We start from the raw sequence: 13,698 nt of genomic DNA on the forward strand, positions 1-13,698 counted from the left end.
GCCGGAATGACGAGCAAAAGCGAGTCCCCGCATGCACCATCCCACTGCACTCAGCCGCCTGCTACGCACTGCCTGCCTGCTGGCGCTCTTGTCGCTGCTCGCCGCGTGCGCCACCGCACCGCCGCGCAATCCGCTAGCGACCTGGACACCTTCGCCGAACTACGACATCCGTCGTCCCGTACTGATCGTGCTGCACTTCACCGACGAGCACTCCGCGCAGGAGGCGCTGGACACCCTGCGCACGCGCAACAGCGGTGGCCCGGTGAGTGCGCACTACCTGATCGGCAGCGACGGTCACATCTACCAGCTGGTGCCCGACCAGCTGCGCGCATGGCAAGCGGGGCCGGGACGCTGGGGCACCATCACCGACCTCAACTCCGCCTCCATCGGCATCGAGCTGGACAACGACGGCCACTCGCCGTTCGCGCAACCGCAGATCGCCAGCCTGCTGCGCCTGCTTGCCGACCTCACCACGCGCCTGCACATCCCGCCCACGCAGATCATCGGCCACGAAGACCTCGCGCCCGGCCGCAAGGACGACCCCGGCCCGCTGTTCCCGTGGCAGCAGCTCGCCGACGCAGGATTCGGTCGCTGGCCGCAGGGCCCGCTGTGCGATCCGCCGCCCGGCTTCGATCCGTGGATGGCGATGGCCGTGGTCGGCTACGCACTGGACGACCGCATCGCCGCCGTGCATTCCTTCCACCACCACTTCCGCGGCATGGAAGGCAACACGCTGGACGCGCAGGATCTGCGCATCCTCTACAACCTCGCACAGCAGATCGAGCCGACCGCGAACACCTGCACCGCACCGTCGCCGCAGGCGCCGGCAGATTAGGGACGAACCAGCACGCTCGCGGTATAGCTCTCCACCACCAGGCTGAAAGGCTGGTTGTCCTGCGTGTACAGCAGGGCGCGATGCTGCAGCACGTGGGATGGAATCGCCAATGGCTGGTTGCTTGCCGGTGGCAGCACCGCACCACTGTCCCAGCCTTGCGGCAATGGCGACCACAGCAGGTCGGCGGACAGCGTCTGGCGATGGAAATGCAACAACTGCACGACCTTGCCGAACGGCTCGTCGGTGGTGTCGAGTTGGCGGTTCATCGTCGCCGTCAGCCGCGACGGCACGTACCAGTTGTCCGCATCGGAAAGCACGGTGTCGCCGCAGGCCAGCTGCACGCGGCGATAGCGTACTGGCTCATCCGCGCCAATCCCGAGCAGCATGCGCCCGTCCGGCGGCAATGGCTTGTCCCCACCTTGCACGCGGTGCGCCAGGATCTTTGCCTGCGTCGCCAGATGATGCGCACTGCACCAGTGCTCCAGGGTCAACGTGGCGCTGGGATGGCTCAGCAACTCGGCATTGAGCGTCTGCAGTTCAGCCAGCGCCTGGGTGCGGGCAAGCGGCGTGTCCGGCCACTCATCGCGCGCGGAAGCGGCCGGCACAATCACCAGCGCTGTTGCCAAGCACGCTGCGAAGCTCCGCCAGCGCATGCGACTACAACCCCTTCGCCGCCTGCGCCACCGCGCGGAACAACGCACGCCCCTTGTTCATCGTCTCCTCCCACTCAGCGGCAGGATCGGAGTCGTAGACGATGCCGGCGCCGGCCTGCACGTGCAGGCGGCCGTCCTGGATCACTGCGGTGCGGATCGCGATGGCGGTGTCGGCGTCGCCCCACCAGCCGATCCAGCCGATCGCACCGGCGTAGATGTTGCGCTTGTACGGTTCCAGCTCCTGGATGATTTCCAGCGCGCGGATCTTCGGCGCGCCGCTCAGCGTGCCCGCCGGGAAGGTGGCCTTGAGTACGTCCATGTAGCTCAGGTTGGGCTTCGCTGTGCCCTGCACCTGCGAGACGATGTGCATCACGTGCGAGTAGCGCTCGATCGCGAACGACTCGCTCACTTCCACCGTGCCCGTTTCGCTGATGCGGCCGATGTCGTTGCGGCCCAGGTCGATCAGCATCACATGCTCGGCGCGTTCCTTGGGGTCGGCGAGCAGTTCGGCTTCCAGCGCCCGGTCTTCTTCCTCGGTGGCGCCGCGCTTGCGCGTGCCGGCCAATGGGCGCACCAGCACCTTGCCGTCCTTCAGTCGCGCCAGGATCTCGGGCGAGGAGCCCACGATCTGCGTGCCGCCGAGGTCGACGAAATACATGTAAGGCGACGGATTGAGCGCACGCAGCGCGCGGTACACATCCACCGGCCGCGCGTTGAAACCCACGCTCAGGCGCTGCGAAGGCACCACCTGGAAGATGTCGCCGGCGCGGATGTATTCCTTCGCGCGCTCGACCATCGCCTCGAATTCCTCCTTGGTGAAGGAGGAAGTGAAGTCGCCCTCGTCCAGTGCGACGGATTGCGTGAGCTGCGGATACGCCGCGCCGCCATGGCGCAGGCGATGCACCAGCGCGTCGAGCCGACGCTGAGCACATGCATACGCCTGCGGCTGCGCCGGGTCGGCATGCACGATCAGATACAAACGACCCTTGAGGTTGTCGAACACCGCGACTTCCTCGGCCAGCATCAGCAGCACGTCGGGCGTGCCCAGCTCATCGACGCGATCCCACTGCGCCAGGCGCGGCTCGATGTAGCCGATGGTCTCGAAACCGAAGTAGCCGACCAGCCCGCCGCTGAACGCGGGTAGCTGTGGCAGGCGCGGCACGTCGTATTGCTGGCGCAGCGTTTCGATCTCGGCGAGCGGATCGGCCACGTGGCGGCGCTCGGTGATTTCGCCCGAATCCTCCACCTCCAGCTCGTGCCCGCGCAGGCGGTACACGCGCTTGGCCGGCAGGCCGATGATGGAATAGCGACCCCAGGTGGCGCCGCCCTCGACCGACTCGAACAGGAAGGTGTACGGGCCATCGGCCAGCTTCAGGTACACCGACAGCGGCGTGTCGAGGTCGGAAAACACCTCGCGCACCAGCGGGATGCGGGTATGACCTTGCGCGGCCAGCGCGTCGAAGTCGCTACGGGAGATCACGGACGGACGATCCAGAGGGGACGGATTGCACACGATAGCAGGGCAGCGCCGTTTTCCGTATGGACATCCATCCCGAACAGAACCCGCTCGAAAACGCCTGCTTTGCTGCTCTCACTTGTGTGGCGGACGCTTTTTGCCCTGCCCCGGCCGTTAGCTTCTGCGCGCAGGAGCACGCTGCTTCTCGGGGCCCCTGTGGGGCAGTGAGGCGTGGACGAAAAGGCCGCGCTGCGGGCATCGCCATGGAGGGCGATGCCTTTTCGACCGGGCAGGAGGCCGGCCGAAAAGCCCGGCCACGCCTCACGCACTCGGAGGGCAGGATGCCCGGAGAGCGCCGCCTCGGGGTGGCCTCTCTTTTGGTCACTTTTCTCTGGCCGCGCTAGAGAAAAGTGACTCGGGCCGCGGCGGCGGCTCGAAACCGCTTTGTCGCTTGCGACAAGACGCAAAGAACAGAAGCCCCTCTCCCGCAAGCGGGCGAGGGGGATGCATTACAACCGCTGCCGTGGCATCCCATGCAGGCGCAAGCTGAAAGCCACTCCGCTACCGTCATCGAGGTTCCGCGCACTGGCGACGCCTCCATGACGCTCGGCCACCAACCGCACCACATACAGTCCAAGACCAAGGTGCGGCGCATCGCCCGGAGTGGCCTTGTCGCGCAGGCTCACCAGCGAATCGAACAGACGCCCCTGCATGGCCGCGGGCAATGGTGGCCCCTGGTTCGCCAACTCGATCTCCGCATCGCCGTCGATAGCCTGCAGGGACAGACGCAGCCATCCATCGGGCGGGGTGAACGACAGCGCGTTGTCGAACAGCTTGTCCAGCGCCTGTGCGATCGGCTCGGGCGCGCAATGCAGGTGCAGCGGGGCGTCCGGAAGCACGCACTCCAGCCGGCGCGCGCCGGCCAATGGGCGATAAGCTTCGGCGCAACCACGCACCACTTCGCGCAAATCCACGTCTTCCGGCTCGGCAGCGGCGATGGCGCGCTCCATGCGGCTCGCCTCGCTCATCGCGCGCACCAGCGCGCCCAGTCGGGCCACGCCGTCGCGGGCGCGGGCAAGGTATGGGTGGGCATCCGGCGGCAGCTCGGCATGTTCGAGGTTGTCCAGCGAGGATTTCACGATGGCCAGCGGCGTGTTGAGTTCGTGCGATAGCTTGGAAGCCAGCGTCTGCAGGTAATCCGTATAACCGCCCACGGCTTCGAACAGTTTTTCGAAACTGCGTGCCAGGTCGCCGATCTCGTCCGGCGCATCGGTCATCGGGAAGCGGCCGCGTTCGAACAATCCGTCCAGACGGCCATCCGACAACTGGGCGCGTTCGGCGGCGTTGCGCAGGCGCCCAAGGCGCAGGCTCAGGCGCGTGGCGAAGAACAGCAGGATCGCTCCAGCCACCAGCAACACGCCAAAGCTGGTGAGCAGCAGGCCGAACAGCGCACGGTTCGCCAACAGGGGCACGGCCCGGCTGGCCTGCTCGAGCAACAGCACGCCGACCAACTTGCCGTCCTGTTCGATCGGTACGGCCGCGGAAAGCACCACGCTGCCGCGCTCCTCGCCATTGCGCCACACGCTCACCTGTCTGCCTGCGCGGGCGCGCTGGACCTCGGGCGTATCCAGCCGCGGCACGTCCTGTGCCCACAGGTTGGCGTCTTCGAGACGGGTCGCCAGCAGCGCGCTGTAGACCAACGAGGCAAACCACCCCGGCTGCCCCTGCGCGCCGAGCGCAGTATCGAGCTTGCCGCTGCGTGCGAGCAACCAGCCTTGCGGCGACAGCACGCGCGCCCGCGTGTGGTCCGGTGCGAGGCCGGCAAGCTCGGTGGAAAGTGCGGGCGAAAAATCCAGCAAGGGGCGCAGTTCCACCGCGGTGCGATCGCCACCGTCCAGCGCGACATAGGCACCGATGCCCATCGTCTGCAATTGCAGGCCACGCGGCAGGCGCAATTCGATGCGGAAACCGCTGCCATCTTCCTGCCATTGTGCCGGGAACGCATCGGGCAGGCCGGGCATCGGCGTCCCCGATGCCACGGCGGTGATCGCACCGGGCGCATCGCTTTCCAGCAGGTAACGTTGCTGCCCGCTGGCATTGCCCAGCACCAGGTTGAGGTGATCGGCGGAAAGCGCATTCGCGCCGTCCATCGCATCGGCGCGGGTACGCTGGGTATCGCGCACCTCGGCGTAGAGGTACAGATTGTTGGCGTCCTCGGCCAACATCAGCTTGCCACGCTGGCCGAACGGCTGGCTCCACGGCGTCAGCGGCGCCCAGTCGTCGCCGTAACCGTCCACCGTGATCGGAGCGACCGCCTGCTCCACGTACCACGCCGCATCGCCCTGCGGCAGCACGGCGTGCGTCACCACCAAGCTGCGCGCCACCGCACGCGCCGAAGCGATCAGTGCCTGCGCCTGTCCTTCGCGCAGCAACGCTTCCATCTGGCGCACGTACAACCACCCGGCCATCGGCAGCGCCAGCGTGCACAAGGCGACGAGCAGCAGCTTGCGGCGAAGATTCATTGGGCGACGATACCGAAAGGCAAACTCATTTGTTGCCTTGCAGCTTCTGTTTGCCTGTTCCGTCTTGGTACTTCATGTACATCGACTGCTCGACAACCTGCTTGAATGCTGCCAGTACTTGCTGCCGCTCTGGATCGTCGGCAGCAATAAGCATCGACCAGGAAAGGCGTATGCGGCTTGCCTTGTCCGGCTCGCAGAAAACGACCACATCGTCCTTGTGGTCATCCCTTTGGTAGAGGGAACCGAGGCATGCGAGCTTGTGTGTGTTGGCAACAGGGAATGCAACGTCCTTGGCTGCTGGATAACTCGTCCGGTAACGCTGGCGATCCTTTTGAAAATCGGCACTCAGCGTCGGCGCTCTGGCCGTCCAAATATTGAGCAACATGACCCTCTCTGGCTTGCCAGTCCATTCACCTTTATACAGGGCAAGGTTCACGCCGATAGCCTTCGCGTGAGCGCAGCAATCCGGCGTCCATCCCATTGGCAGATCGGTAAATATGGCCCAACCGGGAATTTCTCCGTCACCGCCCCCGTAGACCAGCACCCCCGGATTCTTGTCGACACCGGCGCCACATGCCGTAAACGGGATCAACAAAGAAAAGCACAAACCGATCATGCTCTTCATTGCAGCCTCCCTGGCTACCTTGCGATGCAGGCGCACCGCTCATCACTTCTTGGGCTCGACGTAACGTTCGTAGCGCGTGTTGGTCACCACCTGCATGAACGCATCAAGCAACGGGTGCAGCGTAGCGTCGCCGTCGGCGAAGCTCATCGACCAGCTCAGGCGGATGCCGCTGACCTGACCTGGATCGCAGAACACCACCACGTCGTCGATGCGGTCGCTGCCCTGGTACACCACGCCTGCGCAGGGCATGTGCGGATTGCCGATGCGCAGGTCGGTGGCCTTGCCCTTGGCATCACGCTGCAAGTATTGCTTGCGATCGGCCGCCACTTCGTCGGCCAGCGTCGCCAGCTTGCGCGACCACGTGTTGAGCACCATCACGCGGTCGGGCTTGCCCGTCCATTCGCCCTGGTAAAGCACGGCATCGACGCCGATGGCCTTGGCATACATGCAGCAGTCGCGGGTCCAGCCTGCAGGGCTGGCCACGGCGACGGACCATGCCGGCGCATCGCCATCGCGCGCCCCGTGGGCCAGCACGTCGTCGCCAGTCTGGGCCGCCATGGCGGAGGTGCAGAAAACAAGCAGGGACAGCGTCAACCAGCCGCGCGCGTTCACGGCCTCCACCGGTAGCCCACGCCGTGCACGGTCTCGATCGCGTCGAACTCCGGCGCCACCGCGATGAACTTCTTGCGGATGCGCTTGATGTGCGAGGTGATGGTGGCGTCGTCCACCACCAGTTCCGCCTCGCGCATCAGCTGGTCGCGGTTCTTCACGTGGCCGGGGAAGCGGATCAGGGTGTGCACCATCCAGAACTCGGTGACGGTGAGCGGCACTTCGGCGCCGTCCCAGGTGATGCGCATGCGCTCGGACTCCATCTTGAGCGGGCCATGCTCGATGACCGTTTCGCTGGCCGTCGGCGCCTTCAGCGACTCGATGCGCCGGAACAGCGCGGCGATGCGCGCGGCGAGCTGGTGCAGGCTGGTGTCCTTGCTGAGGTAATCGTCCGCACCCAGGCGCAAGCCCGAGATCACGTCGAAATCCGAGTCGCGCGCGGTAAGGAAGATGATCGGCAACGTGGCGGACTTTGCGCGCAGCTCGCGGCAGAGGTCGAAACCGCCCTCCGGCTCGTCGCCAAGACCGATGTCGATGATGACCAACTCGGGCAGCTTGATCGCGAACGCGTTGGACGCCTCCCGTCGCGAACCGTAGCCGCGCGTGTCGTAGCCGAAGCGGTTGAGCGCTTCGACGTAGTTGGCGCGGATCAGCGGTTCGTCCTCGACGATGGCAATGCTACGGCCCATGGGCGGCTCCAGTGCTCGATGGTGCGATGCGGTGGCGCGCAGCGTGCTATGTGCGCGCCGCCGACGCAAGCTGCGCATCGTCGCCGCCCGCGTTTTGCCACAAACCGGCGGAAAGCGGCCCCAAGCGCGCCGCCCGCATGACCGCAGCGGGGCGTGAAATGCCTCAAACGCCCACCGGAATGCCGCCATGACCCGCAACGACGCCGCCGACCGCGATCCCAATGCCGAATTGCGCAGCTTCGAACCATTGCGGGTGACGCTGGCGTTGGGCGCACTTCTGCTCGGCCTGCTGATGGGCCTGCACTGACACTTTCCCGTGGAAGGCCGGAGTGCGGCCGGTGCGCAGGGAAGCGTGCCGGCCGCGGGGCAAGGAAACCCATAAGACAGCCGGCCCGGTCAAGCTTCCCCCTCCATCATGGCGGTTCCTTCAATCCCCTCCATGCGAGGGGATTTTTTTGCGGCCGCCTTGTGGCCATATCCCGCGGATCATCTGCGATACGAGGTCAAAAGCCGCTTCTGGCGGCCTTTGCCGTCCATCTTCTGCCGCGATCGTGTCTGGAACCATCGCTGGTGCGATGCCGAAAGCCCCCCGACGGTTCCCGGGAACCAATCCGACAGGGGCCTGTCTGACTTACCGACTGGCGCCATCTCCATTGCCGTGGATGGCGCGGACGCGGCTATCGAACTCCCCTCCCCGGTGACCGTATCCGCGCCAAGGCGTCGGTCAATGGTGTCTCCTCGCACGTCATGCAATGGCGTTTGCCCCGGTGCTGCTCTCCAGCGCCGGGGCTTTTTGCAGCCGCCATTCAACAATGGCGCTCTTCCGCCATCGCCGGCATGTCGTCAAATATCGCTCCCTGCGGATTTGCAGCCTGCTTTACACGCGGAATTCAGCCGATGGCCGCGTGCATCGCGGCGATCTCGGCGCGGTAGTCCTTGGCGTGGAAGATCGCCGAACCCGCGACGAAGGTGTCCGCGCCCGCGGCGGCGATGGCGCCGATGTTCTCCGCGGTGACTCCGCCGTCCACTTCCAGCCGCACGGGCAGATCGCGCTCGTCGATCATCCGGCGCACACGGCGCAGCTTCTCCAGCGCCATCGGGATGAACTTCTGCCCGCCGAAGCCGGGGTTCACCGACATGATCAGCACGAGATCCAGCTTGTCCAGCACATAGTCCAGGCAATCCAGCGAAGTGGCCGGATTGAATACCAGGCCTGCTTTGCAGCCGGAATCCTTGATCAGCCCGATGGTGCGATCGACATGCTCGCTGGCCTCGGGGTGGAAGCTGATCAGCGTGGCACCCGCCTTGGCGAAGTCGGGCACGATGCGGTCCACCGGCTTCACCATCAGGTGCACGTCGATCGGCGCGCTGATGCCGTATTTGCGCAGCGACTGCAGCACCATCGGACCGATGGTGAGGTTGGGCACGTAGTGGTTGTCCATCACGTCGAAATGCACCCAGTCCGCACCTGCGGCCAGCGCCGCGGCGGTGTCTTCGCCCAGCCGCGCGAAGTCGGCGGCGAGGATGGAAGGGGCGATGACGGGGCTCTGCTTGCTCATGGCGTCGGCTCTGCTGATAGAAGCGCACCCTGTGCGCGATGGGAGTTTACGGCGTCACTGCTTCGTCGGCTTTTCGCACACAGGGTGCGCTCCTACTTGAAACCGCGTTCCGCCTTGATCCGCTCGTAGGCCGCATTGATCTCGCTGGCACGCGCCTCGGCTTGTTTGCGCATGGCTTCGGGCAGGTCGCCGAGACGGTCGGGATGATGCTCGGAAATCAGCTTGCGGTAGGCACGCTTCACCGCCCGGTCGTCGGCACTGCGCTCGATGCCCAGCACGGCGTAGGGATCGGGGCCGTGGGTATTGCGCTGCGGCGGCACGTAGCCGCCACCGCCGTAATTGTGGCCGCCGCGGCCGCCCGTGCTGCCCGCGTTCCATGCGTAGCCCTTCATCGCCATCAGCGCCATCAGCTCCATGTCGCTGACGCGCAGGGCGAAGGCGAGCTGGTGCAGGATCGCCATCTTCTCCGGCGGCGGATTGCCTTCCGCAATCACGGTGTCGATCACCACGTCCAGCACGGGGAACGCGTGGTCGCGTCGCAGGCCGGCCCAGCGGCGCAGATCCTCGATGGTGGGCGCTACGTCGAACTCGGGTTGCTTGCCCGCATTGAAACTGGCGATAGCCTGCTGGCGCTGCGCCGAGTCCAGGCCCATGCGCGTCATCATGCGTTCGGCAATCGCGATTTCCGCCTCGGAAACGCGACCATCGGATTTCGCCACCGCGCCGAGCAGGGCAAACAGCGGCCCGATGAAACCGCCCGCCTCCGGCGTGGCCTGCTTGCGCTGGCTGTGGCGCAGGTTGTCGAACACGAAGCCGATCACCGCGCCGGTGATCGCACCAGGCAGATGGCCGATCAGCAGGCCGAAGAAGCCGAACCAGAGCGTGTAGCCAAAGTTCATAGCTTGGCCGCCGCCGGAATCTGCACGCTGTACCAGCGCGCCACCGCATCCAGCTCGGCATCGCTGAGCGGGCCGATCGCCGCACGCATCACCGGCACGTCGCGGCTGCCGTCGCGGTAGTGTTTCAGCGCCGCGCGCAAGTAATCCAACCGCTGCCCGGCAAGGTTGGGCGCGCCCGGCATCACGGCCACGCCGGTTTCACCATGGCAAGCCGCACACAAGCCCAGCCTCGACGGCTTGGGCGACACCGTTTGCGCCACTCCCGGGAGGGCGACGACAAGGCAGAGTGCCGTGATCAACAGGTTGCGCATCGACGAGAGCCGGGCCCAAAGGCGCGAATTCTAGCAGCGCAGTCCGCCTTTGACCGCGGCGGCACCTGCGCCAGCCGTTACAATGCGCGTTCCCCATTCGCCCACGGAACCGCCGTCGTGCCCACCACCCTGCCGCAATCGAACCTGCCCGGCCTGGAACTGATCCATCGCGGCAAGGTACGCGACGTCTATGCGCTGGACGACCAGCGCCTGCTGATGGTGGCCACCGACCGGCTCTCCGCGTTCGACGTGGTGCTGCCCAATCCGATTCCGGGCAAGGGCGAGATGCTCACGCAGATCTCCAACTTCTGGTTCGGCAAGACCGCGCATCTCGTGCCCAACCACCTGCTCGACGTGCCGCTGGCCGACGTGCTGCCGCCAGGCACCGACCTCAAGCTCTACGAAAAGCGCGCCGTGGTCACGCGTCGCCTGAAGCCGGTACCGGTGGAAGCCATCGCGCGCGGCTACATCATCGGCTCGGGCTGGAAGGACTACCAGAAGACCGGCACGGTGTGCGGCATCGCGTTGCCCGCGGGCCTCAAGCAGGCGCAACAGCTGCCGGCGCCGATCTTCACGCCATCGACCAAGGCTGCCGTGGGCGACCACGACGAGAACGTGAGCTTCGACGCGGTGGTGAATGCGGTGGGCCAGGAGCTGGCCGGGCGGGTGCGCGACGCCACGCTCGCCATCTACCAGTGGGCCGCTGCCTATGCCGCCGAGCGCGGCATCATCATCGCCGACACCAAGTTCGAGTTCGGCACCGATGCCGACGGCAAGCTCTACGTGATGGACGAGATGCTTACGCCGGACTCCTCGCGCTTCTGGCCTGCCGACAGCTACCAGGTGGGCATCAGCCCGCCCAGCTACGACAAGCAGTTCGTGCGCGATTGGCTGGAAACCCAGCCGTGGAACAAGACCGCGCCCGGTCCGGTGATCCCCGATGAGGTGATCGCACGCACGGCTGCCAAGTACGCCGAGGCGCTGGAGCGGCTGGCGGGCATCCGGCTGGACTGAGACCTCCGGCAGCCGGCTTCTTTTGCTCGTCGTTCCCGCGAAAGCGCGAATTCAGCGTCTTTGCATGCAAGGGATTGAAGTCGCTGGCTCCCCGCTTTCGCGGGGATGACGACAATGCGAGCACCACGGCTTGCGACACCCGCCATCGCCGTGCTGCTATTGCACCCTGACTCACGAGGGGAGCGCACGATGGCCACGCAAGCCGCAAACCCGCGCAGCATGCAGGACTGGCTGGACAGCTACAGCAACGACCACCGCAACCCGGTGAACCAGGTCTTCCACTGGTGCTGCGTGCCACCCATCGTGTGGACGGTGATCGCGCTGCTGTGGACGGCGCCCGTGCCGAGTGCCTACCTGCGTCCCGGCGCCTGGGCGGTAGCGGCGATGGTGCTGGCGTTCTACTGGTACTGGAAGCACTCGCGCCGCCTGGCGCTGGCGCTGTTGCTCGCTTTCGCCGTCCTCGGCCTGCTCACCCATTTCCTGTACGGGCAGCTCGGCGCAACGAATCTGCGCTGGCTCGCCGTCGGCGTGTTCGTGGTGGCGTGGATCGGCCAGTTCATCGGCCACAAGTTCGAAGGCCGCAGGCCCAGCTTCCTTACCGATCTCGCCTACCTGCTGATCGGTCCGGCCTGGCTGATGGCCAAGCTGCTGCGCCGGCTCGGCTTCAAGCACGCCGTATGAACTCCCTCACCCTCGTCAGCAGCCTGGTGTGGTGGGTGCTCTACGGCAGCATCGGCGCCCTGTTCTGCGCGCTGATCGTCTGGTCGGTGCTGCGCTGGACCGAACGCTGCAACGTGGTATTCAACCGCGTCTATCTTGCCTGCCTGCTGTGGACGCTGCTCGGCTTGCTGCTGGTGGTTGGCGTGGCTGCGTACGAAGGCCACCTGCATCCGCCGTTCCGTGCGCTGCTCACTTCCGGGTTGCTGCGCTGGGCGCTGGTGGTGGACATGCTGGCGGGCGTGGCGATGGTGTGGCGGTTGACGCCAAGGGTCGATGCGCGGCGGGTGCGTGCGGGGAGCGCGTGTCTGGCAGTAGCGGCGGTGATGGCGGTGGGGTTTGGGGTGGTGACGACGTTGGTTTGAAGACGGATTCAACCCGGAAGTCGACATCGCTAAATGCCAAAGACAACCGCCCCGCCTCATAGAGGCCAGGGCAACTAGCCTCAACGCCGCATCTTCCGCAATCGGGCGGCAGGCCACCTTTCAGCCGCATCTGGCTCTGTACGGCACTAGGCCCAACTGTTGGCCGAGGATGCGCAGCACTCGCCCCTGCTCGCGAAGTGCTTGTGCGGGTCCGTCACTTCGACGGCGGCACCATCTTGCTCATACGCGCAGCGTCGGCGTGGGAGCGGCGTGGGAGCTCTTCAACGAAATGCCTCCACAGACATCGGCCGACTGTGCTGGTCGCGATGCGTTGAGAGCCACCGTTCGTTAGGCAGCCGCCGACTCGTTATCCAGCTGCCAAGGCTCCGACGAATCGGCCGGTCGCGCATGCTGTACCAGGATCACTTCGTACTCGGGAGACGAGAGGACGACCTTGGTAGTCACCCGGGCGGCGGCGTGCATGTCGCGAGCCAATTGGCGCGCGTGCCTGATCGCCGATGCAAAGGAAAGATCTTCAAGGACGGATACATCTTCGCGGCAAACGCGCCACAGGCCGCGGGTGTCTTCCATGATGTTGAAGACGATGCTCATGCAGCACTCTCCGGTGATCAGGGAATGGTGTAGCCAGTACCGTCGACACATTGGCATTGCTGGTTGCCAACAATGGCGAACGATAGCAGTGATGGACGTCACATTGTGCAATGGATGCCCGATACGGTGCATGCCGATAGGTGAACCCGGAAATCTCCGGGCCCACCTCCCTCGCGCCAGATGCAGATCAACACCTGGAAATCAAAGATGATGCGCCAGACGCATGACTTGTACCGACCGAACCGCCCGCGCACGAAATCGCAGGCAAAGAAAAAGCCCTTGATTTCTCAAGGGCTTTTCAGTTTTGGCTGGGAGACTAGGATTCGAACCTAGATAGGCAGAGTCAGAGTCTGCAGTCCTACCATTAGACGATCTCCCAAGACTCTGGCGTGTCGGCGCGCTCTGACCTGGAGCGCCGCACGTCGAAGCGCGGTTAGCGCTTCGAGAACTGGGTGGCGCGGCGGGCCTTGTGGAGACCGACCTTCTTGCGCTCGACCTCGCGGGCGTCGCGGGTCACGAAGCCGGCCTTGCGCAGCGACGACTTCAGGCTTTCGTCGTACTCGATCAACGCGCGGGCGATGCCGAGGCGGATCGCGCCGGCCTGGCCGGTGATGCCGCCGCCTTCAACGGTGACCTTGATGTCGAACTTGTCGGTGTTCTGGGTCAGTTCGAGCGGCTGGCGCACGATCATGCGCGAGGTCTCGCGACCGAAGAACTGGTCGAGGGTCTTGCCGTTGACTTCGATCGCGCCGGTGCCCTTGCGCAGGAACACGCGGGCGGCGGAGGTCTTGCGGCGGCCGGTGCCGTAATTCTGCTGAATCGCCATGATGGT

General features: G+C 65.5%; 15 protein-coding genes and 1 tRNA gene. 4 read left to right on the forward strand and 12 right to left on the reverse strand.

Annotated features, from left to right (window positions below; genetic code table 11):
• Positions 1-31: 31 nt before the first annotated feature.
• On the forward strand, positions 32-835 hold the full coding sequence (locus ISP25_RS11095; RefSeq protein ID WP_404613891.1) for an N-acetylmuramoyl-L-alanine amidase: 804 nt from the start codon (positions 32-34) through the stop codon (positions 833-835).
• Here ISP25_RS11095 and ISP25_RS11100 read toward each other — a convergent pair.
• From ISP25_RS11100 to ISP25_RS11140, 9 genes are all read right to left on the reverse strand, one after another.
• Complete coding sequence (locus tag ISP25_RS11100) at positions 832-1,461, reverse strand: hypothetical protein (RefSeq protein WP_404613892.1); 630 nt, start codon at positions 1,459-1,461, stop codon at positions 832-834. The genes ISP25_RS11095 and ISP25_RS11100 overlap by 4 nt on opposite strands.
• A 31-nt stretch (positions 1,462-1,492) precedes the next feature.
• Entirely contained in the window at positions 1,493-2,968 is a 1,476-nt protein-coding gene (trpE, locus tag ISP25_RS11105) for an anthranilate synthase component I (protein ID WP_192158658.1), read from the reverse strand.
• A 485-nt stretch (positions 2,969-3,453) separates the two neighbouring features.
• A complete protein-coding gene (locus ISP25_RS11110; RefSeq protein ID WP_192158656.1) occupies positions 3,454-5,466 on the reverse strand; it encodes an ATP-binding protein in 2,013 nt (670 codons plus the stop codon).
• 25 nt (positions 5,467-5,491) lie between these two features.
• Positions 5,492-6,091 (reverse strand): hypothetical protein, encoded by a 600-nt coding sequence (locus tag ISP25_RS11115; RefSeq protein WP_404613894.1) that lies wholly within the window; start codon positions 6,089-6,091, stop codon positions 5,492-5,494.
• A 42-nt stretch (positions 6,092-6,133) separates the two neighbouring features.
• Positions 6,134-6,703, reverse strand: a complete 570-nt coding sequence (locus tag ISP25_RS11120) for a hypothetical protein (protein WP_404613896.1) — start codon at positions 6,701-6,703, stop codon at positions 6,134-6,136.
• Positions 6,700-7,389, reverse strand: a complete 690-nt coding sequence (gene pdsR / locus ISP25_RS11125) for a proteobacterial dedicated sortase system response regulator (RefSeq protein ID WP_192158653.1) — start codon at positions 7,387-7,389, stop codon at positions 6,700-6,702. Before pdsR ends, ISP25_RS11120 begins: the two co-directional genes overlap by 4 nt.
• Positions 7,390-8,279: 890 nt before the next feature.
• Positions 8,280-8,948, reverse strand: coding sequence for a ribulose-phosphate 3-epimerase (gene rpe / locus ISP25_RS11130; RefSeq protein ID WP_192158651.1), 669 nt, complete (start codon positions 8,946-8,948; stop codon positions 8,280-8,282).
• A 92-nt stretch (positions 8,949-9,040) separates the two neighbouring features.
• Positions 9,041-9,847, reverse strand: coding sequence for a co-chaperone DjlA (gene djlA, locus ISP25_RS11135; RefSeq protein ID WP_404613899.1), 807 nt, complete (start codon positions 9,845-9,847; stop codon positions 9,041-9,043).
• Entirely contained in the window at positions 9,844-10,158 is a 315-nt protein-coding gene (locus ISP25_RS11140) for a c-type cytochrome (RefSeq protein ID WP_404613900.1), read from the reverse strand. Before ISP25_RS11140 ends, djlA begins: the two co-directional genes overlap by 4 nt.
• Before the next feature lie 117 nt (positions 10,159-10,275).
• Here ISP25_RS11140 and ISP25_RS11145 point away from each other — a divergent pair, with 117 nt between their 5' ends.
• From ISP25_RS11145 to ISP25_RS11155, 3 genes are all read left to right on the forward strand, one after another.
• Complete coding sequence (locus ISP25_RS11145; RefSeq protein WP_404613902.1) at positions 10,276-11,172, forward strand: phosphoribosylaminoimidazolesuccinocarboxamide synthase; 897 nt, start codon at positions 10,276-10,278, stop codon at positions 11,170-11,172.
• 189 nt (positions 11,173-11,361) lie between these two features.
• A complete protein-coding gene (locus ISP25_RS11150) occupies positions 11,362-11,853 on the forward strand; it encodes an Mpo1 family 2-hydroxy fatty acid dioxygenase (RefSeq protein ID WP_404613904.1) in 492 nt (163 codons plus the stop codon).
• Complete coding sequence (locus tag ISP25_RS11155; RefSeq protein ID WP_404613906.1) at positions 11,850-12,254, forward strand: hypothetical protein; 405 nt, start codon at positions 11,850-11,852, stop codon at positions 12,252-12,254. Before ISP25_RS11150 ends, ISP25_RS11155 begins: the two co-directional genes overlap by 4 nt.
• 348 nt (positions 12,255-12,602) lie before the next feature.
• On the opposite strand, the gene ISP25_RS11160 is transcribed toward ISP25_RS11155, so the two are convergent.
• The 3 genes from ISP25_RS11160 to rpsI all read right to left on the reverse strand — a co-directional run bounded on the left by ISP25_RS11160 (position 12,603) and on the right by rpsI (position 13,692).
• Positions 12,603-12,866 carry a hypothetical protein gene (locus ISP25_RS11160; RefSeq protein ID WP_404613907.1) on the reverse strand — a complete coding sequence of 88 codons (264 nt, stop codon included), beginning with the start codon at positions 12,864-12,866 and terminating at the stop codon, positions 12,603-12,605.
• A 305-nt stretch (positions 12,867-13,171) separates the two neighbouring features.
• A tRNA-Gln gene (locus tag ISP25_RS11165) sits at positions 13,172-13,245 on the reverse strand.
• A gap of 54 nt (positions 13,246-13,299) precedes the next feature.
• Complete coding sequence (rpsI, locus tag ISP25_RS11170) at positions 13,300-13,692, reverse strand: 30S ribosomal protein S9 (RefSeq protein WP_077484758.1); 393 nt, start codon at positions 13,690-13,692, stop codon at positions 13,300-13,302.
• Positions 13,693-13,698 lie beyond the last annotated feature (6 nt).

This window comes from Rhodanobacter hydrolyticus (genome assembly GCF_044904645.1).

Excerpts from the sequence above, each read along its gene's own strand:
- rpsI (WP_077484758.1), bottom strand. The coding sequence starts at position 13,692 with ATGGCGATTCAGCAGAATTACGGCACCGGCCGCCGCAAGACCTCCGCC.
- ISP25_RS11150 (WP_404613904.1), top strand. The coding sequence starts at position 11,362 with ATGGCCACGCAAGCCGCAAACCCGCGCAGCATGCAGGACTGGCTGGAC.
- ISP25_RS11155 (WP_404613906.1), top strand. The coding sequence starts at position 11,850 with ATGAACTCCCTCACCCTCGTCAGCAGCCTGGTGTGGTGGGTGCTCTAC.
- pdsR (WP_192158653.1), bottom strand. The coding sequence starts at position 7,389 with ATGGGCCGTAGCATTGCCATCGTCGAGGACGAACCGCTGATCCGCGCC.
- ISP25_RS11095 (WP_404613891.1), top strand. The coding sequence starts at position 32 with ATGCACCATCCCACTGCACTCAGCCGCCTGCTACGCACTGCCTGCCTG.
- djlA (WP_404613899.1), bottom strand. The coding sequence starts at position 9,847 with ATGAACTTTGGCTACACGCTCTGGTTCGGCTTCTTCGGCCTGCTGATC.
- ISP25_RS11140 (WP_404613900.1), bottom strand. The coding sequence starts at position 10,158 with ATGCGCAACCTGTTGATCACGGCACTCTGCCTTGTCGTCGCCCTCCCG.
- ISP25_RS11160 (WP_404613907.1), bottom strand. The coding sequence starts at position 12,866 with ATGAGCATCGTCTTCAACATCATGGAAGACACCCGCGGCCTGTGGCGC.
- rpe (WP_192158651.1), bottom strand. The coding sequence starts at position 8,948 with ATGAGCAAGCAGAGCCCCGTCATCGCCCCTTCCATCCTCGCCGCCGAC.
- ISP25_RS11115 (WP_404613894.1), bottom strand. The coding sequence starts at position 6,091 with ATGAAGAGCATGATCGGTTTGTGCTTTTCTTTGTTGATCCCGTTTACG.
- ISP25_RS11110 (WP_192158656.1), bottom strand. The coding sequence starts at position 5,466 with ATGAATCTTCGCCGCAAGCTGCTGCTCGTCGCCTTGTGCACGCTGGCG.